Raw genomic sequence first — 25,301 nt, 5'->3', positions numbered from 1 at the left:
GTGGGACTGCATCCTTCGATGTACCGGGCGGTTCCTCCCTCAGGATCAGGCACCGCCCGCGCCCGCCGTGTTGGATGGAGGGCATGGCCCTGTCCCTGCCCCGCCCGCAACGTTTCGACGTACAGATCGCCGTGGGCAGCGTGCTCGCAGGGCTCGCGTGGTGGGGGCTCGGGCTGCAGATGCAGGCGGACCGGCTACTCGGCGGCACCTGGGCACTGATCCCGCTCTTCGTTCTCTCGGGGCTCGAACTGCTGCGCAGGAGCAGACCGCAGTTCGCCCTGGTCGTCGGCACCCTCGCGTTGGTCGCCGATCAGTTCACGGCGGGCAATCTGGCCTCGGTCTTGATGTTCACTGACATCATGTACGCGGCCGTGGTGTACGGGACACCGGCCGCCGCCCGTCGCATCCCCGTCACCACGGGGCTGATCACGGTGGCCGTGACGCTCGGGTTCCTGGCCTGGTTCCGGGAGCCCGAGGCGATCCTCATCGGTGTCGTCACCGGCATGGTGTCCTTCGGCCCTGCGACGACCGGTGTGCTCGTACGCAATCACCGCGAGGCCGCCGAAGCGGCCAGGCTCCGTGCCGAGCAGACCGCGCTGCTCGCCGAGATGGACCGCGTGCAGGCCGTCACGGCCGAGCGCGCCCGGATGGCCCGCGAGCTGCACGACATGGTCGCCAACCACCTCTCGGCGATCGCCATCCACTCCACGGCCGCGCTCTCCCTGGACGACCCGCAGACCAGCAAGGACGCCCTGGCCGTCATCCGTGAGAACAGTGTCGAGGGCCTTGCCGAGATGCGCCGACTGATCGGCATCCTGCGCGACTCCAGCGACGACCGGGAGCCGGCGGCCGCACCCACCCTGGACGGCCTCGGTGCCCTCATCGGCAACGCCCGTACCAATGGTCTGGACGTCACCCTCGACGACACCCGCGCCCCGGAGGACGACAAGCTCCCCGCCCCGGTCGAGCTCGCCGCGTACCGCATCGTCCAGGAGTCCCTGACCAACGCCCTCAAGCACGCGTCCCCCGGCCGGGTCACCGTGACCCTCGCCCAGGAACCCCGCGCACTCACGGTCCGCGTCACCAGCCCGTACGGCGATCCGTCGGGTCCCCGCGCCCCGGGCTCGGGCGCGGGCCTCGTCGGTATGCGCGAGCGCACCGAACTCCTCGGCGGCACCTTCGATTCGGGCCCCGAGAGCAGCCCCGACGGCAAGGTGTGGATCGTGTACGCGACGCTGCCCGTCGACCCCGCAGACAAGGAAGTGACCGAATGATCCGCGTGCTCGTCGCCGAGGACCAGTCCGCCGTACGCGCGGGACTTGTCCTGATCCTGCGCAGCGCGCCCGACATAGAGGTGGTCGGCGAGGCCTCGAACGGTGAGGAGGCGGTGGCGCTCGCCCGTGAACTGCGGCCTGATCTGGTCCTCATGGACATCCAGATGCCGCGCCTCGACGGCGTGTCCGCGACCCGTCAGGTCGTCGCCGAAGGCCTCGCGGACGTGCTCGTCCTGACCACCTTCGACCTCGACGAGTACGTCTTCGGGGCGCTGCGCGCGGGTGCCTCCGGGTTCCTCCTGAAGAACACCGAGGCCAAGGACCTCCTGGAGGCGGTCCGTACGGTGGGGCGCGGCGAGGGCCTGATCGCGCCGGCCGTCACACGACGGCTGATCGCCGAGTTCGCCGCCCCGAAGACGATGAAGCCCGTACGCCGCGAGAACGGACCCGATCCCGCCATCCTCGACGCCCTCACGCGCCGCGAGCGCGAGGTGCTCGCGTGTCTCGGCGAAGGGCTGTCGAACGCGGAGATCGCGAGCCGTCTGGTGATGGCGGAGGCGACAGTGAAGACGCATGTCAGCCGGTTGCTCGCCAAGCTGGAGCTGCGCAGCCGGGTCCAAGCAGCCGTCCTCGCACAGGAGTTGGGCGTATAAGTCGCGAGATCGCGGTCGCGACCGACGCAATTCGGCCAATGGTTCAGACCTCTTGACCGCTGGTCCAGACCTTTCTATTCTCACCGCACTGCGGTGAGCACTCCCCCACGTGTTCCACGTGCTCACGGGCGGCGCAGGGTCCCATCCCTAACCCCCGTAACTCACCCGAGGAGCACACCGTGCGCTTCAGACACAGAGCCGTGGCAGGCCTCACCACCCTGCTGCTCCCGCTCGCCACCCTGGTCGCCCTCACGGGTCCCGCCGAGGCAGCACCCGAAGCCGCCCCGGCCGCCACCGCCACGTACGCCAAGACCCAGGACTGGGGCAGCGGCTTCGAAGGCAAGTGGACCGTCAAGAACACCGGCACGACCTCCATCAGCTCCTGGACCGTCGCGTGGGACTTCCCCGCCGACACCAAGGTGACGTCCGCCTGGGACGCCTCCGTCACCAACTCCGGCACCCGCTGGACCGCCAAGAACCTCGGCTGGAACGGGACGCTCGCCCCCGGCGCCTCGGTCTCCTTCGGGTTCAACGGCTCGGGCCCCGGATCGCCCGCCAACTGCACACTGAACGGCGGCAGTTGTGACGGCGGCAGCGTCCCCGGCGACAACCCGCCGAGCGCCCCCGGCACCCCGACCGCCTCCGACATCACCAATACCTCGGTGAAGCTCGCCTGGAGCGCGGCCACCGACGACAAGGGCGTCAAGAACTACGACGTGCTGCGCGACGGCGCCAAGGTGGCGACGGTGACCGGCACTTCGTACGCCGACAGCGGTCTGACCGCCGGCACCGACTACTCGTACACGGTCCAGGCCCGCGACACCGCGGACCAGACAGGACCGGCATCCGGCGCCGTCAAGGTGCACACCACGGGCGGCACCGACCCGGGCCCCGGCGGCAAGGTCAAGCTCGGCTACTTCGCCCAGTGGGGCGTCTACGGCCGCAACTACCACGTGAAGAACATCGACACCTCGGCATCCGCCGCCAAGATCACGCACATCAACTACGCCTTCGGCAACGTCCAGGGCGGCAAGTGCACCATCGGCGACGCGTACGCCGACTACGACAAGGCCTACACCGCCGACCAGTCCGTCGACGGCGTCGCCGACACCTGGGACCAGCCGCTGCGCGGCAACTTCAACCAGCTGCGCAAGCTCAAGGCCAAGCACCCGAACCTCAAGGTCCTGTGGTCCTTCGGCGGCTGGACCTGGTCCGGCGGCTTCACCGAGGCGATGAAGAACCCGGCGGCCTTCGCCAAGTCCTGCCACGACCTGGTGGAGGACCCGCGCTGGGCCGACGTCTTCGACGGCATCGACCTGGACTGGGAGTACCCGAACGCCTGCGGCCTGACCTGTGACACCAGCGGCGCCGCCTCGATGAAGAACATGATGTCGGCGTTCCGCACGGAGTTCGGCAAGGACGCCCTGGTCACCGCCGCGATCACCGCCGACGCCTCCAACGGCGGCAAGATCGACGCGGCCGACTACGGCGGCGCCGCGCAGTACGCCGACTGGTACAACGTGATGACGTACGACTTCTTCGGCGCGTGGGCGGCGAAGGGCCCGACGGCCCCGCACTCGCCCCTCACCTCCTACGCCGGCATCCCCCAGGACGGCTTCAACTCCGCCGACGCGATAGCCAAACTGAAGGCGAAGGGCGTGCCCGGCGCCAAGCTGCTGCTGGGCATCGGCTTCTACGGGCGCGGGTGGACCGGGGTCACGCAGAAGGAGCCCGGTGGCACGGCTACCGGCGCCGCGCAGGGGACGTACGAAGCAGGCATCGAGGACTACAAGGTCCTGAAGAACTCCTGCCCCTCTAACGGCACCATCGCAGGTACCGCCTACGCCCACTGCGGCAGCAACTGGTGGTCGTACGACACCCCGGCGACGGTCAAGAGCAAGATGGCCTGGGCGAAGGGGCAGGGTCTCGGCGGCGCGTTCTTCTGGGAGTTCAGTGGGGACACCGCGAACGGGGAGTTGGTGTCTGCCATCAATGACGGTCTGAAGTAGCGGCCGTCCCGCATAGACGAAGCCGGGAAGACAAGTACGCCCCTTGTCTTCCCGGCTTCTCGATTCAGGGCTCTACGCCACGTTCACTCGCTGGCCCGGAGGTGCCGCCTCCAGCCAAGCCAGGAACCCCGTCAGCGCGTCCTCGCCCATCGCCAGTTCAAGGCGTACGCCCCGATGCAGGCAGCCGAGGACGATCGCGTCGGAGAGCAGGGCCAGCTCTTCCTCGCCGTCCGGGGCGCGGCGGTCCACGACCTCGATGGCCGAACGCTCGAGGACCCGGCGCGGCCGGGGAGCGTACGAGAAGACGCGGTACCACTCGATCCGGTCGCCGTTGTAGCGGGCCACCCCGTAGCCCCAGCCCTTGCCGGAGGTGTCGCCCTTCTCCGGGGCGTTCCAGCGCAGGCTGCAGTCGAAGGTGCCGCCGGACCGCTGGATCAGCCGGCGGCGCAGTCCGAAGACGAAGAGCCCCACCAGTACCAGCGCGACCAATACGAGTCCGCACACGAGCAGAGTGAGGATCATCGGCACCGACCTCCTCGCCTCTTCGAAACGGACCAACAGAATTGCACCCGCATTGCCTCAGCCGCGACCCGCTCCGGATTGCTCCGGATCAGGCCGCGGCTGAGTCACGTCAACGCCGACACGCTGGGTTCAGCGCGTCGCCACCGCCCGCAGTCGGACGTCCGCGCGGCGCTCGGCGGAGGCGTCGGCCTCCGACTTCGCGCGCTCGAGCGCCCGCTCCGCGCGCTGGACATCGATCTCGTCCGACAGCTCGACGATCTCAGCAAGCAGTGACAGCTTGTTGTCCGCGAAGGAGATGAATCCTCCGTGGACGGCGGCGACGACAGTGTTGCCGTCGCTCGTACGAATGGTCACCGGGCCCGACTCCAGCACACCCAGAAGCGGCTGGTGACCGGGCATGACGCCGATGTCGCCGGACGTGGTGCGCGCGACGACCAGGGTGGCCTCGCCGGACCAGACACTGCGGTCCGCGGCGACCAGCTCGACATGCAGCTCAGCAGCCAAGGGTGGCTCCTCGGGTCACCACCCGGCGGCTTCGCCGGGTGTTGGGTCAAATTCTAGTGGGCGTACCGGGAGGGGCGGGACGCGCCCACCCCTCCCATGAGTCAAGGACTCAGGAGACGCCGAGCTCCTTGGCCTTCGCCTTGAGGTCCTCGATGCCACCGCACATGAAGAACGCCTGCTCGGGGAAGTGGTCGTACTCGCCGTCGATGATCGCGTTGAACGCGGCGATCGACTCGTCGAGCGGCACGTCCGAACCGTCCAGGCCGGTGAACTGCTTGGCGGCGTGGGTGTTCTGCGACAGGAAGCGCTCCACGCGACGGGCGCGGGAGACGACCAGCTTGTCCTCTTCGCTCAGCTCGTCGATGCCGAGAATCGCGATGATGTCCTGGAGGTCCTTGTACTTCTGCAGGATTCCCTTGACGCGCATGGCGGCGTCGTAGTGGTCCTGCGCGATGTAGCGCGGGTCCAGGATGCGGGACGTCGAGTCCAGCGGGTCCACCGCCGGGTAGATGCCCTTCTCCGAGATCGGACGCGACAGCACGGTCGTCGCGTCGAGGTGCGCGAAGGTCGTGGCCGGGGCCGGGTCGGTGAGGTCGTCCGCGGGGACGTAGATCGCCTGCATCGAGGTGATCGAGTGACCACGCGTCGAGGTGATGCGCTCCTGGAGGAGGCCCATCTCGTCGGCCAGGTTCGGCTGGTAACCCACCGCGGAGGGCATACGGCCGAGCAGGGTCGAGACCTCGGAGCCGGCCTGCGTGAAGCGGAAGATGTTGTCGATGAAGAACAGCACGTCCTGCTTCTGCACATCGCGGAAGTACTCCGCCATGGTCAGACCGGCAAGGGCGACACGCAGACGCGTGCCCGGCGGCTCATCCATCTGACCGAAGACAAGGGCGGTCTTGTCCAGAACGCCCGACTCTTCCATCTCGTCGATGAGGTCGTTGCCCTCACGGGTGCGCTCGCCGACGCCGGCGAACACGGAAACGCCCTCGTGCAGCTTGGCCACACGCATGATCATTTCCTGGATGAGGACGGTCTTGCCGACGCCCGCTCCACCGAACAGACCGATCTTTCCACCCTTGACGTACGGGGTGAGAAGGTCGACGACCTTCAGGCCGGTCTCGAACATCTCGGTCTTCGACTCGAGCTGGTCGAACGCCGGGGCCTTGCGGTGGATCGGCCAGCGCTCGGTGACGTCGGCCTCGGCCTCGGGGTGGTTCAGGATCGCACCGAGGGTGTTGAACACCTTGCCCTTGGTGATGTCACCGACGGGGACGGTGATGCCCTCGCCCGTGTTGGTCACCGCGGCCTGGCGGACCAGACCGTCGGTGGGCTGCATGGAGATCGCGCGGACCACGCCGTCACCCAGGTGCTGGGCGACCTCGAGGGTCAGCGTCTTCAAGGCGCCGTCCAGAGCCGGGTCTGCGACCTCGACGTGCAGGGCGTTGTAGATGTCCGGCATCGCGTCGACGGGGAACTCCACGTCGACGACCGGGCCGATCACCCGGGCGACGCGGCCCGTGGCAACGGCCGTATCAACAGTGGTCGTCATTACTTGTCACTCCCCGCGGTCGCGTCGGCCAGGGCACTGGAGCCACCGACGATCTCGCTGATTTCCTGGGTGATTTCGGCCTGGCGGGCCGCGTTGGCAGAGCGGGTGAGCGCAGTGATCAGGTCACCCGCGTTGTCGGTCGCCGACTTCATCGCGCGGCGCGTGGCGGCGTGCTTGGAAGCAGCCGACTGGAGCAGCGCGTTGTAGATACGGCTTTCGACGTAGCGCGGCAGCAGGGCGTCGAGGACGTCCTCCGCCGACGGCTCGAAGTCGTACAGGGGACGGGCCTCGTCCGTCGCGCCCGCCTCCTTCGCCACCTCGTCGAGGCTCAGCGGGAGCAGCCGGGAACCGACCGCGTCCTGCGTCATCATCGAGATGAACTCGGTGTAGACGATGTGGAGTTCATCCACGCCGCCCTCGGCCGAGTCCTTCTCGATGGCCTCGATCAGGGGTCCGGCGATCGCCTTGGCGTCCGCGTAGGAAGGGGCATCCGTGAAGCCCGTCCACTGCCCGGCGATCTTGCGCTCACGGAAGTTGTAGTGCGCGATGCCACGGCGGCCGACGATGTACGTGTCGACCTCCTTGCCCTCGCCCTGCAACTTCTTCGTGAGCTGCTCCGCACCCTTGATGGCGTTGGAGTTGAAGGCGCCGGCCAGACCGCGGTCGCTCGAGAGGAGCAGGACAGCGGCCCGGGTCGGAGCCTCGGCCTCAGTGGTCAGCGGGTGCTTGTCGCTCGCACCCGTGGCCACCGCGGTGACCGCGCGCGTGAGCTCGGTCGCGTACGGAGTGGAGGCCGCCACCTTGCGCTGTGCCTTGACGACACGCGAGGCGGCGATCATCTCCATCGCCTTGGTGATCTTCTTGGTCGCGGTGACGGATTTGATGCGACGCTTGTAGACCCGGAGCTGGGCTCCCATGAGTCAGGTCCCTTCCGTCGTCACTTGGACGCGTCGACGGCGGCCGGAGCGTCCTCGCCGAGCAGCTTGCCGTCCGACGTCTCGAACTGCTTCTTGAACTCCGCGACGGCGTCGGACATGGCCGTGATCGTGTCGTCGGACATCTTGGCGCCCTCCTTGATGGAGGTCATGAGGCCCTGCTCCTTGCGGTGCAGGTGCTCAAGAAGCTCGCTCTCGAAGCGACGGATGTCCTTGACCGGAACCTCGTCCATACGGCCCGTGGTGCCGGCCCAGATGGAGACGACCTGGTCCTCGGTGGCCATCGGCTGGTACTGCGGCTGCTTGAGCAGCTCGACCATCCGCTGACCGCGCTCGAGGGAGGCCTTCGACGCGGCGTCCAGGTCGGAACCGAAGGCGGCGAACGCCTCGAGCTCACGGAACTGGGCGAGGTCCACGCGGAGACGGCCGGACACCTGGCGGATCGCCTTGTGCTGCGCGGAACCACCGACTCGGGAGACGGAGATACCGACGTTCAGCGCGGGGCGCTGACCGGCGTTGAACAGGTCCGACTCCAGGAAGCACTGGCCGTCGGTGATGGAGATGACGTTGGTCGGAATGAACGCCGACACGTCGTTCGCCTTGGTCTCGACGATCGGGAGACCCGTCATCGAGCCCTTGCCCATCTCGTCCGACAGCTTCGCGCAGCGCTCGAGCAGACGCGAGTGCAGGTAGAAGACGTCACCCGGGTAGGCCTCGCGCCCCGGCGGGCGACGGAGCAGCAGGGACACGGCGCGGTAGGCGTCGGCCTGCTTCGAGAGGTCGTCGAAGATGATGAGGACGTGCTTGCCCTCGTACATCCACTGCTGGCCGATGGCCGAACCGGTGTAGGGCGCCAGGTACTTGAAGCCCGCCGGGTCGGACGCCGGGGCGGCGACGATGGTCGTGTACTCGAGCGCGCCGGCCTCTTCCAGGGCACCGCGCACGGAGGCGATGGTGGAGCCCTTCTGACCGACGGCGACGTAGATGCAGCGCACCTGCTTGTTCACGTCGCCCGAGCGCCAGTTGTCGCGCTGGTTGATGATCGTGTCGACGGCCAGGGCGGTCTTGCCCGTCTGGCGGTCGCCGATGATCAGCTGACGCTGGCCACGGCCGATCGGGGTCATCGCGTCGACGGCCTTGTAGCCGGTCTCCATCGGCTCGTGCACCGACTTGCGGTCCATGACCGTGGGGGCCTGCAGCTCGAGGGCGCGGCGGCCGGACGTCTCGATCTCGCCGAGGCCGTCGATCGGGTTGCCGAGCGGGTCGACGACGCGGCCGAGGTAGCCCTCGCCCACCGCGACGGACAGGACCTCGCCGGTACGGGTGACCGGCTGGCCCTCTTCGATACCGCTGAACTCGCCGAGGACGACGGCGCCGATCTCGCGCTCCTCAAGGTTGAGGGCGAGACCGAGAGTGCCGTCCTCGAACTTCAGCAGCTCGTTTGCCATGGCCGAGGGGAGGCCCTCGACCTTCGCGATGCCGTCACCGGCAGCGCTGACCGAACCGACCTCCTCGCGCGAGGCCGCGTCCGGCTTGTACGCCTGGACAAAGTTCTCCAGTGCGTCCCGGATCTCCTCCGGCCGGATCGTGAGCTCCGCCATCTGGGTTCCCTGCTCTCCTTGTTGGGCCCGAAGTTTCACTTTGGGGGTCTGGGGACTCCCCCCAAGTAAGAGGTGAATCCTCTGCACGGCCCAACTAGGGCCGTAATTACTACGTGTTGCGTTACTGCTAGCTCGCCATGCGGCGGTGCGCGTCCTCGATGCGGTCCGCGATGCTGCCGTTGATGATCTCGTCGCCGACCTGCACCGTGATCCCGCCGAGGACCTCGGGGTCCACGTCGAGGTTCAGGTGCATCTGCCGGCCGTAGACCTTCGCCAGGACGGCACCGAGGCGCTGCTTCTGCTGGTCCGAGAGCGGCACAGCAGAAGTGACGACGGCGACCATCCGGTTCCGGCGGTCCGCGGCCAGCTTCGAGAGGGACTCGAGTCCATCTTCCAGGCTACGTCCACGGGGCGCGGTCACAAGGCGCTCGACCAGCCGCTCGGTCACCGCGTTGGCCCGGCCGCCGAGCAGGCTGCGCAGCAGCTCGCTCTTGGCCGCGTCGGTGGCGCCGTGGTCGGTCAGCGCGGACCGGAGGGCGGGGCTCGAGGAGACGATCCGGCCGAACCGGAACAGTTCGTCCTCGACGTCGTCCAGCGCGCCGGACTTCTGCGCACCGGTCAGGTCGGCGAGGCTGGCGAGCTCCTCGAGGGAGTCCACCAGGTCGCGCGACTGCGACCAGCGCGAGCGGACCATGCCGGCCACCAGGTCGACGGTCTCGCCGCCCACCTGCCCGCCGAGCAGCCGCCCGGCGAGCTCGGCCTTGGACTCGCCGCTCTGCGACGGGTCGGTCAGGACCCGGCGCAGCGAGACCTCACGGCCCAGGAGCGCGGTGACAGCGGCCAGCTCGTCCGCGAGCTTCTTCGCGTCGACCGACGTGTTGTCGGTCAGCGCGTCGAGGCGCTCGCGCGCGGCGGCCGTGGCCTCGCGGCTAGCTCCGTGCGCTGTCATCGAGTGGCCTCGGCCTTCTCCTCGAGCTCGTCGAGGAAGCGGTCGATCGTGCGGCTCTGCCGGGCGTGGTCCTCGAGGGACTCGCCGACGAGCTTGCCGGCCAGGTCGGTGGCCAGCTGGCCCACGTCCTGACGCAGCGTCTGCGCGGCGGCCTTGCGGTCGGCGGCGAGCTGCGTGTGACCGGCGGCGACGATCTCCTCGCGCTGCCGCTGGCCTTCGGCACGCATCTCAGCGATGAGCTGGGCGCCCTGCTCCTGCGCCTCCTGGCGCAGACGCGCGGCCTCGTGCCGAGCCTCGGCGAGCTGAGCCTTGTACTGCTCAAGAACGCTCTGGGCCTCGGTCTGAGCGGCCTCGGCCTTCTCGATACCGCCTTCGATCGCCTCCCGGCGCTCGTCCAGAACCTTGTTGATGTTCGGGAGGAGCTTCTTCCAGAAGAAGAAGAAGACGATGGCGAAGGCCAGTGCGCCGACGAGCAGCTCGGGGCCGGGCGGGATCAGCGGGTTCTGCTTCTCCTCGGCCGCCAGCTGCACCAGGTTGGCGATCACATCAGTGCCTTTCGTCGAAGTGTCAGTAAGAGTGATTACTGACCGAACACGAACGGCATGACGATGCCGATGAGGGCGAGCGCCTCACAGAAGGCGAAGCCGAGGATCTGGTTCGAACGGATCAGCGCGGCAGCTTCGGGCTGACGGGCCAGGGCCTCGGTGCCCTTACCGAAAACGATGCCGACGCCGATGCCGGGGCCGATCGCGGCGAGGCCGTAGCCGATGGAGCCGAGGGAGCCGGTGACGCCAGCGGCGAGTTCGAGGGTCGCGGACATGCCGTTACTTCCTTCTCTTTCATGGACCGGTGGGGGTTGGCCACCGGGCGATCTGGGGGGCTAGAAAGCCGGGGGGCACTCAGTGGTGCTTGGCGAGAGCGCCCTGAATGTAGGTGGCGGAGAGGAGTACGAAGACGTACGCCTGGACCGCCTGCACGAAGAGCTCGAAGAGGATCATGGCGATGGTCATCACGAAGGACACACCAGCGGCCGGGATCATGAAGCTGTTCAGCAGGTACCAGGAGGCGACGGTGAACATCACCAGCATCAGGTGACCGGCGAACATGTTGGCGAACAGTCGCACCGAGTGCGTGAACGGCCGGACCAGCAGGTTCGAGAAGAACTCGATGAACGACACGAGCCACTTGATCGGGCCCAGCGAATTGTCGTAGCCGGTGATGTTCTTCCAGCCGCCGACGAATCCGTGCCGCTTGAAGGTCAGGGGCACCCAGATGAAGTAGACGATCGCGGCCAGGACCACCGGGTACGCGAAGATCGACGAGACCGGGAACTGGGTCAGCGGGATCACGGACCAGATGTTCATGATCCAGATGAAGAAGAACATCGAGACCATCAGGGGGACGTACTTCTCGCCCTCCTTCTTGCCCATCGTCTCGTAGACGATGCCGCGGCGTACGAAGTCGTAGCCGGCCTCACCGATCATCTGCAGCTTGCCCGGGACGACCTTGGCCTTGCCGAACGCCGAGTAGAAGAAGGTGACGACGACGAGCGTGGTCAGCAGGGCGAGCAGCATGACCTTGTTGAACTCGAACCCGCCGACCTCGAAGATCGGCTTGAAGAGGAACGAGTGCAGGCCCGGAGCCGGGAAGCCACAGCCGTTGTCGGACATGATCCGACAGCTCCAGTCAAAGGCGAGCTCAGTTTGGTCAGCACTCACCGCGGGCTCCTTCGGCGTGACGCATAGGTACGGCAACCTCGTTGTCGTGTCGGCGCGGCGCGCGGCCGCGTGTCGGCACCAGACTGGTGTTTCGGATGTGGGCGCGGCGTTCAGGCATCGAGCCTCGCGATCGTGCAGGCGTCAGCTCAGATGCCCGCGCCAGCAGTGCCGCAGTTGGCACCGGACGATAGCAGCATCTCGAACGGGCATTTATCCCGGCCCTACCCTTCACGTCGAGGACCCCGACTTCTCCGGCTTGTCCTTCTGCTCGGAGTCGGGATCGACGTAAAGGATCTTGGCCTTCATGTGCGCGCGGGCCTGCGACGCCATCCATACGACGGTCGCCACGACAAGACCCACGGCGAATGCCTTGGGGTTGAACAGCGTGGTGTCCTTGAAAAGGGCCACAAAGACGAGAAGCAGCAGGAGTTGAAGGACGTAGAGCAGCAGACCCATCATCTGGAACAGATGCGGGAGCGCCTTCGCCGTTCGCTGCAGCGCGAACATCCCGAGCCCCATGAAAGCGATGACAACCAGAGTGCCGACGACTGCACCGAGCGCCCCCTTGCCGCCCGCGACCACAGCACTGACGACGGCGACGATCGCGCCTGCGACAAGCGTGGGTACGGCGGTCTGAAGGAGTGTTCGGGTGTCTTGAGACGGCATGGCGGCGCTCCGCTTACTGATGGGGGCAGGGTGTCGTCATGGACGAGCGTAGTCCGGGGTCGAGAGCGTTCCTCGGGCCAACGGACCGTCGCACTACGGTCCTTCGGCTCTGTCCCCGGGTTTCGTGAACGGTATCACAAACTATTTGATGAGGTCTTTACCTGTCAGGTGTGCTCGCCGTCACACATGAGAGTGAACCTGCGCGTCTGTGCACTCAGCGAGGCAACTTGTCTGGTATTGGGCGAGTTTGGCCTCGACCCGTCAGCTCGACGAGCCGGCCTTGCGCCGATCCTCGAAGCGCGAGCGAGTGCCGACGGCGGTCGCTCCGTTGACGCCCGCGCCGACCGGAGGAAGGGAATCCGCATCCGCTTCGGCCTCTCCCTGCTCATCCGTCCCGGCTGTCGCGTTCGTCTCATCGCCCGCGCCGGCGGCGGCCTCCGCCGCGGCGGCCCGACGGCGGCGCCGGTACCGCGGCGGCACGAACGACTCGGCCCAGCGCGGGATATGCGGCGTGAAGCGCGGCAGCAGGAGCAGCACCAGGCCCACGGAGCTGAGCGCGACGATGCCGAGCAGGATCCACATGCTCGTGGAGTGGACCGAGTACGCGACCGTCCCGAAGGCGATGAGCGCCGACCAGAAGTACATGATCAGCACCGCGCGGCTGTGCGAGTGGCCGATCTCCAGGAGCCGGTGGTGCAGGTGCCCGCGGTCGGCGGCGAACGGCGACTTTCCGTTCCATGTACGGCGGACGATGGCGAGCACCAGGTCGGCGAACGGGATCGCGATGATCGTCAGCGGCATCAGGAGCGGGATGAAGACGGGGAGCATCGCGTGGGTGGCGTCGCGGGTGCCGCCGAAGTTCAGCTTCAGGGCGTCACCGTCGATCTGCCCGGTGGCGGAGATCGCCCCCGCCGCCAGGATCAGCCCGATCAGCATCGAGCCCGAGTCCCCCATGAAGATCCTGGCGGGATGGATGTTGTGCGGCAGGAAGCCCACACACATGCCGATCAGGATCGCGGCGAAGAGCGTCGCGGGGGCCGCGGCCTCGATGCCGTAGCCGTACCAGAGGCGGTAGGCGTAGAGGAAGAACGCCGATGCGGCGATGCACACCATGCCCGCGGCCAGGCCGTCGAGGCCGTCCACGAAGTTCACGGCGTTGATGGTGATGACGACGAGCGCGACCGTCAGGAGCGTGCCCTGCCCCTGGTCCAGGAGGACCATGCCGTAGCCCGGGACCGGGATCCACAGGATCGTCAGACCCTGGATGACCATGACGCCCGCGGCGATCATCTGGGCGCCCAGCTTGATCAGTGCGTCGATCTCGAACTTGTCGTCGAGCACACCGATCAGCCAGATCAGCGCGGCACCGGAGAGCAGCGCGCGCGGCTCGTTGGACCGCTCGAAGACGTCGTTCAGATTCGGCAGGTGGTCGGCGACGAGCAGCCCCGCGCACAGTCCGAAGAACATCGCGATCCCGCCGAGCCGGGGCGTCGGCTCCCGGTGCACGTCGCGGGCGCGGATCTCCGGCATGGCGCCGGCCACGATCGCGAACTTCCGCACCGGGCCGGTCAGCAGGTAAGTCACCGCGGCCGTGATGCAGAGCGTCAGCAGGTATTCACGCACGGGCTTCCCCACAGGTATCGCTGGCCATCTCAGCCCCACAGCCTAGCTCTGCGGGCATATGGCTGGGGACTTCCGGGTAGCGACGATGGTTGCACGAGAACGCGCCTCTTCCGGACGCCTCTACCCCGACCTAGCCCGGATACGGCGGAAATCTGCCCACCAATTCGCGCACTTCCTCTCGTACCCCTGGTTCCTCGCGCACCGCTTCGGCGAAGAGCCCGGCGATGCGGACCATCTCCGCGTCGCCCATTCCCTGTGTGGTGACGGCGGCCGTGCCGAGCCGCAGTCCCCGGCTGTCGCCATACGGCAGGGCGCAGGTGTCGAGGACCAGGCCCGCCGCGGAGAGGCGGCCGCGGGCGGTGCTCGCGTCGACGCCCAGCGGGGCCGGGTCCGCCAGGATCAGGTGGGTGTCGGTGCCGCCGGTGCTGATCACGCAGCCCGCGGCGGCCAGCGCCTCGGCGAGGATCCGCGCATTGGCGACCACGTCATGGGCGTACGCCGTGAAGGCCGGGGTGGCCGCCTCGCCGAAGGCCACGGCCTTGGCGGCGATCGTGTGCATCTGAGCACCGCCCTGGGTGAAGGGAAAGACCGCCCGGTCGATACGTTGCGCGAGCTCGGCCCCGCACAGGATCAGGCCGCCGCGCGGGCCGCGGAGCACCTTGTGGGTGGTGGCGCAGACGACGTCCGCGTACGGCACCGGGCTGGGGGCCGCTCCCCCGGCGACCAGGCCGATGGGGTGCGCGGCGTCGGCGATGAGATAGGCGCCCACGTCGTCGGCGATGTCGCGGAAGGCCGCGTAGTCGATGTGCCGGGGGTAGGCGATGGAGCCGCAGACGATCGCCTTCGGCTGGTGCGAACGGGCGAGGGTGTGCACCTGTTCGTAGTCGATGAGGCCGCTCTCGGGGTCGACGCCGTAGCCGACGAAGTCGAACCAGCGGCCCGAGAAGTTCGCGGGCGAGCCGTGCGTGAGATGGCCGCCGAACGGCAGGCCCATGGCGAGGACGGTGTCGCCGGGGCGCAGCAGCGCGGCGTACGCGGCAAGCACGGCGGACGATCCGGAGTGGGGCTGCACATTGGCGTGCTCGGCGCCGAAGAGTGCCTTCGCCCGGTCGATGGCGATGCGCTCGGCGACGTCCACCAACTCGCAGCCGCCGTGGTGGCGGGCGCCGGGGTATCCCTCGGCGTACTTGTTGGCGAGCGGGGAGCCGAGGGCTTCCAGGACGGCCGGCGAGGTGAAGTTCTCGGCGGCGATGAGCTGGAGGCCGCTCGCCTGGCGTTCGGCCTCGGCGAGGATGACCTCGGCCATCTGGGGGTCCTCGCGGCGGAGCGCGTCAGCCCCCACGGCGGGCGGTTGTTCTGTGGTGACCGGCATCGTGGGCTCCGGGCCTAGCGGGGGTTGAAGTCCCTCCAATGTAGGCCTGCCGCACGCGGCACGCGCGGTGTCCGCCCCCGCAGGGGAAAGGTTCAGGCTTTGGCCCGTACGCCGGTCAGCGCCGTCACCACGGGATCCAGCGCCTCGTTGATCTCGTCGCCCACCGAGCGGAAGAAGGGCAGCGGCGCCCCGTAGGGGTCGTACACCTCGTCCGCCTCGACGCTCGGCGCGAGCAGCCAGCCGCGCAGTGCCGCGGCCGCCCGCACCAGGGCACGCGCACGCTCCACCACGCCCTCCCCGTCGGGGTCGGGCAGCGTGGCCGGGTCTATGGCCCGCACCAGACGGGTGAACTCCTTGAGCGTGAAGGTGCGCAGTCCTGCCGAGTGACCCATCGAGATGACCTGCGCACGGTGGTCCCGCGTCGCCGTCAGGACGAGGTCCGCCCGGATGACGTGGTCGTCGAGCAGCTCACGGCCCATGAAGCCGGAGGCGTCCGCCCCGAAGTCCGCGAGGACCGTCTCGGCGTTGGTCTCCATGGGGGCGCCCTCGTGCCCCCACGTACCCGCGCTCTCCACGATCAGGCCGCCCGTGAACGGGTCGCCGAGGCGGTCCGCCAGGGCATGCCGCGTCAGCCGCTCGGTGATCGGCGAGCGGCACACATTGCCGGTGCTGACGTGGAGGATGCGGAACGAATCTCGACAAGCCGCTATGCCACGCCCCGTCTCAGGGGCTGTCAATTCGCCACCTCGAGGTCGGGTACCACCTTGCGGAGCTCCTCCGCGGTCAGCGCACCCGCGCGCAGCAGTACCGGCACCTTCCCGGTGACGTCCACGATCGACGAGGGGACGATGCCCGGCGTCGGGCCGCCGTCCAGGTACACGGAGACGGAGTCCCCGAGCATCTCCTGCGCGGCGTCACAGTCCTCGGGGGCCGGGTGGCCCGTGAGGTTGGCGGACGAGACGGCCATCGGGCCGACCTCGGTGAGCAGCTCGATGGCGACAGGGTGCAGCGGCATGCGGATCGCGACCGTGCCGCGGGTGTCGCCGAGGTCCCACTGGAGCGACGGCTGCTGCTTGGCGACCAGCGTCAGCGCGCCCGGCCAGAAGGCGTCGACGAGCTCCCAGGCCGACTCGGAGAAGTCCGTGACCAGGCCGTGCAGGGTGTTCGGGGAGCCGATGAGGACAGGGGTGGGCATATTGCGGCCACGGCCCTTGGCGTCGAGCAGATCGGCGCAGGCCTCCGGGGTGAAGGCGTCGGCACCGATGCCGTAGACGGTGTCGGTGGGCAGCACGACCAGCTCGCCACGGCGGACGGCGGACGCGGCCTCGCGCAGACCGGTCGTACGGTCGGTCGCGTCGTTGGTGTCGTATCGCCGTGCCATCTAGCGAGCCTCCTCGTACACGTACTGCTGGCTTGAAGTGTTCGTCCTCACGGCATCGCCTTGCGGGCGGTCGCGAAGCGCGGGCGGTTGTTCAGGTCCGGGTGGTCGGCCGCGTCGGCCCAGCCCCGCTCCTCGGTGAAGATCCACGGGACCTGGCCGCCCTGGGTGTCCGCGTGCTCGATGACGACGACACCGCCGGGCCGAAGGAGGCGGTGCGCGGTGCGCTCGATGCCGCGGATCAGGTCGAGGCCGTCCTCGCCGGAGAAGAGGGAGAGCTCGGGGTCGTAGTCGCGGGCCTCCGGGGCGACGTACTCCCACTCCGTGAGCGGGATGTACGGCGGGTTGGAGACGACGAGGTCGACCTGGCCGTCGAGCTCCGGGAACGCGTCACGCGCGTCGCCCTGGGAGAGCTTGACCCTGGACCCCTCGACGTTCTTCCGCGTCCACTTCAGCGCGTCCTCGGACAGCTCCACGGCGTGCACCCGCGAGCGCGGCACCTCCTGCGCCATGGCGAGCGCGATGGCGCCGGAGCCGGTGCACAGGTCGACGATGAGCGGCTCGACGACATCCATCGCGCGCACGGCGTCTATGGCCCAGCCGACGACCGACTCGGTCTCGGGGCGCGGCACGAAGACACCGGGGCCCACCTGCAGTTCGAGGTAGCGGAAGAAGGCACGCCCGGTGATGTGCTGAAGCGGTTCGCGGGCCTCACGGCGCGCGATCGCCTCCCAGTAGCGTGCGTCGAAGTCCGCGTCCTTGACGGCGTGCAGCTCGCCCCGCTTCACGCCGTGCACGAAGGCGGCGAGCTCCTCGGCGTCGTTGCGCGGCGAGGGCACGCCGGCGTCGGCCAGCCGCTGGGTGGCCTGGGCCACTTCCGCGAGCAGCAGGTTCACGCTGGTCCTCCGGGGGCAGTGCGGTTGTCGGGTGCTTACGCGGCCGCGAGCTTGGCGGCGGAGTCCGCGTCGACGCAGGCCTGAATGACCGCGTCGAGCTCTCCGTCGAGCACCTGGTCCAAGTTGTACGCCTTGAAGCCGACGCGGTGGTCCGAGATCCGGTTTTCCGGGAAGTTGTACGTACGGATCTTCTCGGAGCGGTCAACCGTGCGGACCTGGCTGCGACGGGCGTCCGCCGCCTCCTTCTCCGCTTCCTCCTGGGCCGCGGCAAGGAGCCTGGAGCGCAGGATACGCATCGCCTGCTCCTTGTTCTGCAGCTGGCTCTTCTCGTTCTGGCAGGAGGCGACGACTCCGGTGGGAATGTGCGTGATGCGCACCGCGGAGTCGGTGGTGTTGACGGACTGGCCGCCGGGGCCCGAGGAGCGGTAGACGTCGATACGGAGGTCGTTCGCGTGGATCTCGACGTCGATCTCCTCGGCCTCCGGCGTCACCAGGACACCGGCCGCGGAGGTGTGGATGCGGCCCTGCGACTCGGTCGAGGGAACGCGCTGCACGCGGTGTACGCCGCCCTCGTACTTCAGCCGCGCCCAGACGCCCTGGCCGGGCTCGGTCGCACCGTTGCCGCCCTTGGTCTTCACGGCGACCTGGACGTCCTTGTAGCCGCCCAGCTCGGACTCGGTGGCGTCGATGATCTCGGTCTTCCAGCCCACGCGCTCCGCGTACCGCAGATACATGCGAAGGAGGTCGCCGGCGAAGAGCGCCGACTCGTCGCCGCCCGCGCCCGCCTTGACCTCGAGGATGACGTCCTTATCGTCGGACGGGTCCCGGGGTACGAGCAGCAGCCGCAGCTTCTCGGTGATCTCCTCGCGCTGCTTCTCCAGGTCCTTGACCTCCGCGGCGAACTCCGGGTCCTCCGCGGCCAGTTCACGGGCCGTCGCGATGTCGTCGCCGGTCTGCTTCCAGGCGCGGTACGTCGAGACGATCGGGGTGAGCTCGGCGTAGCGCTTGTTGAGCTTGCGCGCGTTGGCCTGGTCGGCGTGGACCGAGGGGTCCGCGAGCTTCGTTTCCAGATCGGCGTGCTCGCCGATCAGTTCCTCGACCGCCTCGAACATCGGGGGCTCCTGGTTTCGTACGCGAATTTCGTTCGCGGAGTGGCGCTTGCGTCAGACGGCAAAGCGCCGGTCCCGGCCACCCCCTCCCGAGGGCGGCCGAAGACCGGCGCAGTGGCTCGCTACTTGTTGGAGCCGGCAGCCTTGCCGAAGCGGGCCTCGAAGCGGGCCACACGGCCACCGGTGTCGAGGATCTTCTGCTTGCCCGTGTAGAACGGGTGGCACTCGGAGCAGACCTCGGCACGGACGGTGCCGCTGGAGATCGTGCTGCGGGTGGTGAACGACGCGCCACAGGTGCAGCTGACCTGCGTCTCGACGTACTCGGGGTGGATGTCGCGCTTCAAGGTGTCTCCTAGTTTCGGGAGGGCACCGGGTCGTACGTGCGGATTGCTCGTACGTGAACCGGGGCCGACGTACCAGTCTGCCAGGACTGGTCGCATCTGCCCAAACCGGGGTGGGTGCCGATCTATTCCCGCCGGGCCCGTGCGACCGATCGGGTCACGGCTAGTTACTGGTCACGACGTCGTCCGCTTCGCCCTTGTCGCCCGCGGACTGCTCGGTCGCGGACTTGGGGATCGCCTTGTCGGCCTTGAGCGCGGCCCAGACCTGGCGGTCGGCCTTCTCCAGGGGCAGTACGCGGTTGGGGTCGGCCGGGTCGTACTGGATGGGCAGGGTGACCATGTGCATGTCGCCCGCGCCGATGCCCTTGAGGCCGCCCGCGAAGCCCGCGAGGCTCTTGACGTCGTTCAGGTCCGAGTCGGTGGTGATGGCGCTCGTCGCGTCGTCCGCGAGGTCGTAGAGCTTCTTCGGGTTGCTGAACACGCCGACGTCGTTGACCTGGTTGATCAGGGCCTTGATGAACGCCTGCTGGAGCTGGATGCGGCCGAGGTCGCTGCCGTCGCCGACGCCGTGCCGGGTGCGGACCAGGCCGAGTGACTGCTCGCCGGTCAGCTGGTGCTTGCCGGCTTCGAGGTCGAGGTGGCTGTCCTTGTCATGGATGGCCTCCTTGGTGGTGATCTCGACGCCGCCGAGGGTGTCGATGAGCTTCTTGAAGCCCGTGAAGTCGACTTCCAGGTAGTGGTCCATGCGGATGCCGGACATCTTCTCGACGGTCTTGACGGCGCAGGCCGGGCCTCCGACCTCGTACGCCGTGTTGAACATCTGCCGCTGACCGCCCGGATCGGTCTGGCCGTCGTCGGTCTTGCACTCGGGCCGGGTTATCAGGGTGTCGCGGGGTATCGAGACGACGCTGGCCGTCTTGTGGCCCTTGTTGACGTGCACGACCATCGCCGTGTCCGAGCGGGCGGCGCCCTCGTCCTTGCCGTACTTGGCGTTGTCGCCGGAGCGGGAGTCGGAGCCGAGGACGAGGATGTCCTGCGAGCCGTTGTCGACGTTCTCGGGGCGGTCCGTGCCGAGCGCCGCGTTGATGTCGACGCCCTTGATGTTGCCGTTGAGCTTGAAGTACACGAAGCCGAGGCCCGCACCGCCGAGGACGATCACCGATGCGGCGGTCCACGCCGTGATGACGAGGGCCTTGTGCCGCTTGGTGGTCGGCCTGCGGCGCCGGCCGCCTCCGCCACGGGGGCGCTGGGGCTTCGTATCCTCGGGCGCGCTCTCGTCGGTCATGTGCTCCTCAGTCCTCGTCGGGTCGGTTACCCCCTGCTTTCAGGGTCAGGCGTGGTTGTGGCGTCATTTGTCAGACGTGCAAACCGCCTGAAGGGTTGCACAGCGCCCTGTGGGCGCCCCTGGCGCACACCGGTGACCCACCGTGCACTCCGAACCCGCCCTTCCAGCTTCTCACCTGCGATTTCGTCGGCGCCGGGGCTACTGCCCGTGACCGTAAGAATCTCTTATGTGTGTGGCCAAGGTCTCTCGGCAGGCAAAAGGGCCGCCCCCGTCGGATGACGGGGGCGGCCCTTTGGTGGTGCTGTTCGCTGTGACTAGTCGTTGCCGTTGCCCGGCGTCGGCGTCGTCTTCGCGATCTGCATCAGGAACTCGGCGTTCGACTTCGTCTGCTTCATCTTGTCGAGAAGCAGCTCGATGGCCTGCTGCGAGTCGAGGGCGTGCAGCACCCGGCGCAGCTTCCAGACGATCGCCAGCTCTTCGCTGTTGAGCAGGATCTCTTCCTTACGGGTGGAGGACGCGTCGACGTCCACCGCCGGGAAGATGCGCTTGTCCGAGAGCTTCCGGTCGAGCTTGAGCTCCATGTTGCCGGTGCCCTTGAACTCCTCGAAGATCACCTCGTCCATGCGCGAACCGGTGTCGACGAGCGCGGTGGCCAGGATGGTCAGCGAGCCGCCGTCCTCGATGTTGCGCGCCGCACCGAAGAAGCGCTTCGGCGGGTAGAGCGCGGTCGAGTCGACACCACCGGACAGGATGCGCCCGGACGCCGGGGCCGCGAGGTTGTACGCACGGCCGAGGCGGGTGATGGAGTCGAGCAGGACGACCACGTCGTGACCCAGCTCGACGAGACGCTTGGCGCGCTCGATGGCCAGCTCGGCGACGGTGGTGTGGTCCTCGGCGGGACGGTCGAAGGTCGAGGAGATGACCTCGCCCTTCACCGACCGCTGCATGTCGGTGACCTCTTCCGGACGCTCGTCGACCAGGACGACCATCAGGTGGCACTCGGGGCTGTTGGTGGTGATCGCGTTGGCGACCGCCTGCATGATCATGGTCTTGCCGGTCTTCGGCGGGGCCACGATCAGCCCTCGCTGACCCTTACCGATCGGCGACACGAGGTCGATGATGCGGGTGGTCAGGATGCCCGGGTCGGTCTCCAGACGGAGCCGGTCCTGCGGGTAAAGGGGCGTCAGCTTGTTGAACTCCGGTCGCCCGCGCCCGGATTCGGCCGCCATGCCGTTCGCCGAGTCGAGGCGTACGAGCGCGTTGAACTTCTCGCGGCGCTCGCCGTCCTTGGGCTGACGGACCGCGCCGGTGACGTGGTCGCCCTTGCGCAGACCGTTCTTACGGACCTGGGCGAGCGACACGTACACGTCGTTCGGTCCGGGCAGGTAGCCCGACGTACGAATGAACGCGTAGTTGTCGAGGATGTCCAGGATGCCCGCGACGGGGATCAGTACGTCGTCCTCGGAGACCTGCGGCTCGTTGGCGCCGAACTCGTCGCGGCCACGGCGGCCACGGCGGTCGCGGTACCGGCCGCGACGCCCGCGACGGCCGCCCGCCTCGTCGTCGAAGTCGTCCTGCGGGCCGTTGTCCCGCTCCTTGCGGTCCTGACGGCCGCCACCCTGCTGGCGGTCCTGACGGCCACCGCCCTGCTGGTCGTCGCCCTTGTTGCCACCACGGCGGTCACGGTCGCGGCCACGGCCCTGGCGGTCGCGGCCCTGACGGTCACGACGGCCCTCGGCGCCCTCACCGGAGCCGTCGCCGCGGGACTCGGGCTGCGCGTCCTGCTTCGGCTCGGCCTTCGCCTCGGCGGTGACGGTCTCGGGGCTGCCCGCGTCGGCGGTGGCGCGGCGACGCCGGCGCTCGCCCTTGTCGGCACCCGCGGGCTGGCCCGGGATGTCGATCTGCTGCTGGGCGACGGCCTCTTCGGCCTTGCCGCCCGAAGCCTGCTCCGTCTTCTCGGCCTTGTCGGCCTTGCTCGACTTGCCGCCGCCGGCCGCCGCGTCCTCGCCCGTACGGGCCTTGGAGGTCGCGCGGCGCTTCGGCTTGGTCTCGGCATCGGCCGAGGACGGCGCGGCACTCTTCGCGGGGGCGCCCCCTCCCGCCTGCGCCTCCTTGATGACCTCGATCAGCTGGCTCTTGCGCATCCGCGCAGTGCCCTTGATACCGAGGCCGGATGCGACCTGCTGCAGTTCCGCCAGCACCATGCCCTCGAGGCCGGTGCCGCGGCGCCGCCGGGACCCGGCCGAAGCACCGGTGGCAGGCGCCGCAGAGGCGTCCGTGGCGGGCGTGTCGGCAGTCACGCCCATCAGATCGGTGGTGTCGCTCACGAAGGGTCCTTCCCTGGAGCGGACGTCGGCCTGTCTGGCTCGGCGACCGGTTGTGCTGTCCGGCGGTCCTTTGGTGTGTGGACCTGGCCGGGGCGGTGGTCCGCCAATGCGCGGCGGAAGAATTCACTGGTGATGGCGAGTCCCGGTGAGGTGCCACTGATGTGCGGTGTCACTCGGCTCGGTCACGCCGGTTCCGGAGCGTGCTCGGCACTGCTCAGTGCAAGGCACGAAGCAGTTTGGGAGGCTCCCGGAAGGATGGATGTCCCGGACGGGGACACGAAGCACCTCGCCATGGTGGGGTCGGGTGCAGACTTGAGGTTAACACTACCGGATCCAACAAACATTCCCCCTCTCCAAATCCGGTTACCCGGAGGTCACTGCGTCAAGGCGCGAGCGGCAGCACGCTCGCCCCGGTCGCGTCGAGCGCCAGACGGTTGGCCGCCCAGCCCTCGCCCGCGAGGCGTGCGACCTTGTCGGCCGTACTCTCATCGGCCAGCGCGAGGACCGTGGGTCCCGCGCCGGAAATCATCGCGGGGACGCCGTCCGCCCGCAGTCGGTCCACCAGGGCGGCGCTCTCCGGCATGGCGGGTGCGCGGTACTCCTGGTGGAGGCGGTCCTCGGTGGCGGGGAGCAGCAGCTCGGGGCGCCTGGTCAGCGCCTCGACGAGCAGGGCGGCCCGGCCCGCGTTGGCGGCCGCGTCCACATGGGGGACGGTGCGCGGGAGCAGTCCGCGCGCGGTCTCGGTGAGGACCGGCTTTCCCGGTACGAAAACCACCGGAACGATGGAATCGGCGGGGTCCATCCTGATCGCCCGCGCCGCTCCCCCGTCCATCCAGGAGAGCGTGAAGCCGCCGAGCAGACAGGCGGCGACGTTGTCGGGGTGGCCCTCGATCTCGGTGGCGAGCTCAAGCAGGGCGTTGTCGTCGAGCCGGGCGTCACCGCCTATCGTCACGGCGCGCGCGGCGACGATTCCGGCGCAGATGGCCGCGGACGACGAGCCGAGGCCCCGGCCGTGCGGAATGCGGTTGGCGCAGACGATTTCGAGCCCGCGCGGCTGTCCGCCGAGCAGGTCGAAGGCGGTACGCAGGGAACGTACAAGCAGATGCGACTCGTCGCGCGGGAGCGTCTCGCTGCCCTCACCTGCGATGTCGATGTTCAGTCCGGAGTCGGCCACCCGGACGACGACGTCGTCGTACAGCCCCAGCGACAGGCCGAGGGCGTCGAAGCCCGGCCCGAGGTTGGCGCTGGTGGCGGGGACGCGCACCCGGACGGCGGCGGCGCGGAACGCGGGACCGGCCATCGCTCGATGACTCTCCTTGAGCTGCGATCTTTTGGAGGACTTGCCACATGTGAGGCAGTACCCGGAGGCCGATACACGGCGGCACCGCGGCATATGCGGCGGGGCGGGTTGGGTACAGCCTATCGAAGGAAGGTTCTGTGGCGACATAGGGCGCACAGGAGGCGCACGATGCGTGCTGTAAGCCCCCTGTGCACCCCCTGTGGGGAGTTGCGGGTTTTCCCCGGGGTTATGCCAGACCGAGGCGCTCGGCGGCGGTGGCCGCGTCGACCGGCACGGTGACCGGCTGCGGGGCGCCGGCGACGGCCCAGTCGGGGTCCTTCAGGCCGTTTCCGGTGACCGTGCAGACGATCTTCTGGCCCTTGTCGACCTTGCCCTGCTCGGCGGCCTTCAGGAGACCGGCGACCGAAGCAGCCGACGCGGGCTCGACGAAGACACCCTCCTGGGACGCCAACAGCTTGTAGGCGCGCAGGATCTCACGGTCCGTCACCTCGTCGATGAAGCCGCCCGACTCGTCGCGCGCGGCAAGGGCGAAGTCCCAGGACGCGGGGTTGCCGATGCGAATCGCGGTGGCGATGGTGGACGGGTCCTTGACGACCTCGCCGCGCACGATGGGCGCCGAGCCCGAGGCCTGGAAGCCCCACATCCGGGGAGTGTGCGTCGACACCGAGTCGGCGGCGTACTCCTTGTAGCCCTTCCAGTAGGCCGTGATGTTGCCGGCGTTGCCGACGGGAAGGACATGGATGTCCGGGGCGTCGCCGAGCGCGTCGACGATCTCGAACGAGGCGGTCTTCTGGCCCTCGATGCGGAACGGGTTGACCGAATTGACCAGCGCCACCGGGTAGTTCTCGGAGAGGGCGCGGGCGAGGTTCAGGCAGTCGTCGAAGTTCCCGTCGACCTGAAGGATCTTCGAGCCGTAGACGAGCGCCTGGCCCATCTTGCCGAGCGCGATCTTGCCCTGCGGCACCAGGACCGCACAGACCATTCCGGCGCGTACGGCATAGGCGGCCGCGGAGGCGGACGTGTTGCCGGTGGAGGCGCAGATGACGGCCTTGGCGCCCTCCTCCTTGGCCTTCGTGATCGCCATCGTCATGCCGCGGTCCTTGAAGGACCCGGTCGGGTTGGCGCCCTCGACCTTGAGATGGACCTCGCAGCCCGTGCGCTCGGAGAGCACCTGCGCGGGCACGAGCGGCGTGCCGCCCTCGCGGAGCGTCACGACCGGCGTCGTGTCGGAGACGGGGAGACGGTCCCGGTACTCCTCGATGATTCCGCGCCACTGGTGGGTCATTG

24 protein-coding genes are annotated in these 25,301 nt (G+C 68.6%); 3 read left to right on the top strand and 21 right to left on the bottom strand.

Translation table 11 applies throughout. The annotated features are described in order from the left end of the window. The first annotated feature begins 83 nt into the window (after window positions 1–83). From OG453_RS25560 to OG453_RS25550, 3 genes are all read left to right on the top strand, one after another. On the top strand, window positions 84–1,274 hold the full coding sequence (locus OG453_RS25560) for a sensor histidine kinase (RefSeq protein WP_266870817.1): 1,191 nt from the start codon (window positions 84–86) through the stop codon (window positions 1,272–1,274). Further along, window positions 1,271–1,927, top strand: coding sequence for a response regulator transcription factor (locus OG453_RS25555; RefSeq protein WP_266870816.1), 657 nt, complete (start codon window positions 1,271–1,273; stop codon window positions 1,925–1,927). Before OG453_RS25560 ends, OG453_RS25555 begins: the two co-directional genes overlap by 4 nt. Window positions 1,928–2,106: 179 nt before the next feature. Then, on the top strand, window positions 2,107–3,936 hold the full coding sequence (locus tag OG453_RS25550; protein ID WP_266870815.1) for a glycoside hydrolase family 18 chitinase: 1,830 nt from the start codon (window positions 2,107–2,109) through the stop codon (window positions 3,934–3,936). Window positions 3,937–4,008: 72 nt separating this feature from the next. Here the strand turns inward: OG453_RS25550 and OG453_RS25545 are convergent, their stop codons facing one another. The 21 genes from OG453_RS25545 to thrC form a co-directional block, all read right to left on the bottom strand. Next, entirely contained in the window at window positions 4,009–4,458 is a 450-nt protein-coding gene (locus OG453_RS25545; protein WP_135331165.1) for a DUF2550 domain-containing protein, read from the bottom strand. Between the two features lie 129 nt (window positions 4,459–4,587). Next, window positions 4,588–4,962 (bottom strand): F0F1 ATP synthase subunit epsilon, encoded by a 375-nt coding sequence (locus OG453_RS25540; protein ID WP_266870814.1) that lies wholly within the window; start codon window positions 4,960–4,962, stop codon window positions 4,588–4,590. Between the two features lie 109 nt (window positions 4,963–5,071). Next, window positions 5,072–6,514 carry a F0F1 ATP synthase subunit beta gene (atpD, locus tag OG453_RS25535; protein WP_266870813.1) on the bottom strand — a complete coding sequence of 481 codons (1,443 nt, stop codon included), beginning with the start codon at window positions 6,512–6,514 and terminating at the stop codon, window positions 5,072–5,074. Next, entirely contained in the window at window positions 6,514–7,431 is a 918-nt protein-coding gene (locus tag OG453_RS25530) for a F0F1 ATP synthase subunit gamma (protein ID WP_266870812.1), read from the bottom strand. Before OG453_RS25530 ends, atpD begins: the two co-directional genes overlap by 1 nt. Window positions 7,432–7,451: 20 nt before the next feature. Beyond that, window positions 7,452–9,050 carry a F0F1 ATP synthase subunit alpha gene (atpA, locus tag OG453_RS25525; RefSeq protein ID WP_266870811.1) on the bottom strand — a complete coding sequence of 533 codons (1,599 nt, stop codon included), beginning with the start codon at window positions 9,048–9,050 and terminating at the stop codon, window positions 7,452–7,454. Between the two features lie 127 nt (window positions 9,051–9,177). Next, on the bottom strand, window positions 9,178–9,999 hold the full coding sequence (locus tag OG453_RS25520; RefSeq protein ID WP_266870810.1) for a F0F1 ATP synthase subunit delta: 822 nt from the start codon (window positions 9,997–9,999) through the stop codon (window positions 9,178–9,180). After that, the gene (locus OG453_RS25515) at window positions 9,996–10,544 is read right to left on the bottom strand and encodes a F0F1 ATP synthase subunit B (protein ID WP_266870809.1); all 549 of its coding nucleotides are present in this window, start codon (window positions 10,542–10,544) and stop codon (window positions 9,996–9,998) included. The genes OG453_RS25520 and OG453_RS25515 overlap by 4 nt, the downstream gene beginning before the upstream one ends. 35 nt (window positions 10,545–10,579) lie before the next feature. Continuing rightward, on the bottom strand, window positions 10,580–10,819 hold the full coding sequence (gene atpE / locus OG453_RS25510) for an ATP synthase F0 subunit C (RefSeq protein WP_135331172.1): 240 nt from the start codon (window positions 10,817–10,819) through the stop codon (window positions 10,580–10,582). A gap of 79 nt (window positions 10,820–10,898) precedes the next feature. Further along, window positions 10,899–11,669: a F0F1 ATP synthase subunit A gene (gene atpB / locus OG453_RS25505; protein WP_266873125.1), complete on the bottom strand. Its 771-nt coding sequence runs from the start codon at window positions 11,667–11,669 to the stop codon at window positions 10,899–10,901. Window positions 11,670–11,945: 276 nt separating this feature from the next. Next, window positions 11,946–12,383: a hypothetical protein gene (locus OG453_RS25500; RefSeq protein ID WP_266870808.1), complete on the bottom strand. Its 438-nt coding sequence runs from the start codon at window positions 12,381–12,383 to the stop codon at window positions 11,946–11,948. A gap of 261 nt (window positions 12,384–12,644) precedes the next feature. Next, on the bottom strand, window positions 12,645–14,006 hold the full coding sequence (locus OG453_RS25495) for an MraY family glycosyltransferase (RefSeq protein WP_266870806.1): 1,362 nt from the start codon (window positions 14,004–14,006) through the stop codon (window positions 12,645–12,647). A gap of 130 nt (window positions 14,007–14,136) precedes the next feature. Beyond that, window positions 14,137–15,378: a serine hydroxymethyltransferase gene (gene glyA / locus OG453_RS25490; protein ID WP_266870805.1), complete on the bottom strand. Its 1,242-nt coding sequence runs from the start codon at window positions 15,376–15,378 to the stop codon at window positions 14,137–14,139. 92 nt (window positions 15,379–15,470) lie between these two features. Next, complete coding sequence (locus OG453_RS25485) at window positions 15,471–16,115, bottom strand: protein-tyrosine-phosphatase (protein ID WP_266870804.1); 645 nt, start codon at window positions 16,113–16,115, stop codon at window positions 15,471–15,473. Beyond that, window positions 16,112–16,759, bottom strand: a complete 648-nt coding sequence (locus tag OG453_RS25480) for an L-threonylcarbamoyladenylate synthase (RefSeq protein WP_135331177.1) — start codon at window positions 16,757–16,759, stop codon at window positions 16,112–16,114. The genes OG453_RS25485 and OG453_RS25480 overlap by 4 nt, the downstream gene beginning before the upstream one ends. 47 nt (window positions 16,760–16,806) lie before the next feature. Next, window positions 16,807–17,652, bottom strand: coding sequence for a peptide chain release factor N(5)-glutamine methyltransferase (prmC, locus tag OG453_RS25475; RefSeq protein ID WP_266870803.1), 846 nt, complete (start codon window positions 17,650–17,652; stop codon window positions 16,807–16,809). 35 nt (window positions 17,653–17,687) lie between these two features. Next, window positions 17,688–18,764, bottom strand: a complete 1,077-nt coding sequence (gene prfA, locus OG453_RS25470) for a peptide chain release factor 1 (RefSeq protein ID WP_266870802.1) — start codon at window positions 18,762–18,764, stop codon at window positions 17,688–17,690. 119 nt (window positions 18,765–18,883) lie between these two features. Then, window positions 18,884–19,105, bottom strand: coding sequence for a 50S ribosomal protein L31 (gene rpmE, locus OG453_RS25465; RefSeq protein ID WP_135331180.1), 222 nt, complete (start codon window positions 19,103–19,105; stop codon window positions 18,884–18,886). Window positions 19,106–19,265: 160 nt separating this feature from the next. Beyond that, entirely contained in the window at window positions 19,266–20,387 is a 1,122-nt protein-coding gene (locus OG453_RS25460; RefSeq protein WP_266870801.1) for an LCP family protein, read from the bottom strand. Window positions 20,388–20,701: 314 nt separating this feature from the next. Then, a complete protein-coding gene (gene rho / locus OG453_RS25455; RefSeq protein ID WP_266870800.1) occupies window positions 20,702–22,714 on the bottom strand; it encodes a transcription termination factor Rho in 2,013 nt (670 codons plus the stop codon). Window positions 22,715–23,096: 382 nt separating this feature from the next. Then, window positions 23,097–24,014: a homoserine kinase gene (thrB, locus tag OG453_RS25450; RefSeq protein WP_266870799.1), complete on the bottom strand. Its 918-nt coding sequence runs from the start codon at window positions 24,012–24,014 to the stop codon at window positions 23,097–23,099. Window positions 24,015–24,240: 226 nt separating this feature from the next. After that, on the bottom strand, window positions 24,241–25,299 hold the full coding sequence (thrC, locus tag OG453_RS25445; RefSeq protein WP_266870798.1) for a threonine synthase: 1,059 nt from the start codon (window positions 25,297–25,299) through the stop codon (window positions 24,241–24,243). Window positions 25,300–25,301 lie beyond the last annotated feature (2 nt).

This window comes from Streptomyces sp. NBC_01381 (assembly GCF_026340305.1).
GTDB lineage: Bacteria > Actinomycetota > Actinomycetes > Streptomycetales > Streptomycetaceae > Streptomyces.
This window is presented reverse-complemented; position numbering and strand designations above follow the sequence as displayed.

Excerpts from the sequence above, each read along its gene's own strand:
- OG453_RS25560 (WP_266870817.1), top strand. The coding sequence starts at position 84 with ATGGCCCTGTCCCTGCCCCGCCCGCAACGTTTCGACGTACAGATCGCC.
- OG453_RS25555 (WP_266870816.1), top strand. The coding sequence starts at position 1,271 with ATGATCCGCGTGCTCGTCGCCGAGGACCAGTCCGCCGTACGCGCGGGA.
- OG453_RS25545 (WP_135331165.1), bottom strand. The coding sequence starts at position 4,458 with ATGATCCTCACTCTGCTCGTGTGCGGACTCGTATTGGTCGCGCTGGTA.
- atpD (WP_266870813.1), bottom strand. The coding sequence starts at position 6,514 with ATGACGACCACTGTTGATACGGCCGTTGCCACGGGCCGCGTCGCCCGG.
- OG453_RS25530 (WP_266870812.1), bottom strand. The coding sequence starts at position 7,431 with ATGGGAGCCCAGCTCCGGGTCTACAAGCGTCGCATCAAATCCGTCACC.
- atpA (WP_266870811.1), bottom strand. The coding sequence starts at position 9,050 with ATGGCGGAGCTCACGATCCGGCCGGAGGAGATCCGGGACGCACTGGAG.
- OG453_RS25520 (WP_266870810.1), bottom strand. The coding sequence starts at position 9,999 with ATGACAGCGCACGGAGCTAGCCGCGAGGCCACGGCCGCCGCGCGCGAG.
- atpE (WP_135331172.1), bottom strand. The coding sequence starts at position 10,819 with ATGTCCGCGACCCTCGAACTCGCCGCTGGCGTCACCGGCTCCCTCGGC.
- atpB (WP_266873125.1), bottom strand. The coding sequence starts at position 11,669 with ATGTCCGACAACGGCTGTGGCTTCCCGGCTCCGGGCCTGCACTCGTTC.
- OG453_RS25500 (WP_266870808.1), bottom strand. The coding sequence starts at position 12,383 with ATGCCGTCTCAAGACACCCGAACACTCCTTCAGACCGCCGTACCCACG.
- glyA (WP_266870805.1), bottom strand. The coding sequence starts at position 15,378 with ATGCCGGTCACCACAGAACAACCGCCCGCCGTGGGGGCTGACGCGCTC.
- OG453_RS25480 (WP_135331177.1), bottom strand. The coding sequence starts at position 16,759 with ATGGCACGGCGATACGACACCAACGACGCGACCGACCGTACGACCGGT.
- prfA (WP_266870802.1), bottom strand. The coding sequence starts at position 18,764 with ATGTTCGAGGCGGTCGAGGAACTGATCGGCGAGCACGCCGATCTGGAA.
- OG453_RS25460 (WP_266870801.1), bottom strand. The coding sequence starts at position 20,387 with ATGACCGACGAGAGCGCGCCCGAGGATACGAAGCCCCAGCGCCCCCGT.
- thrB (WP_266870799.1), bottom strand. The coding sequence starts at position 24,014 with ATGGCCGGTCCCGCGTTCCGCGCCGCCGCCGTCCGGGTGCGCGTCCCC.
- thrC (WP_266870798.1), bottom strand. The coding sequence starts at position 25,299 with ATGACCCACCAGTGGCGCGGAATCATCGAGGAGTACCGGGACCGTCTC.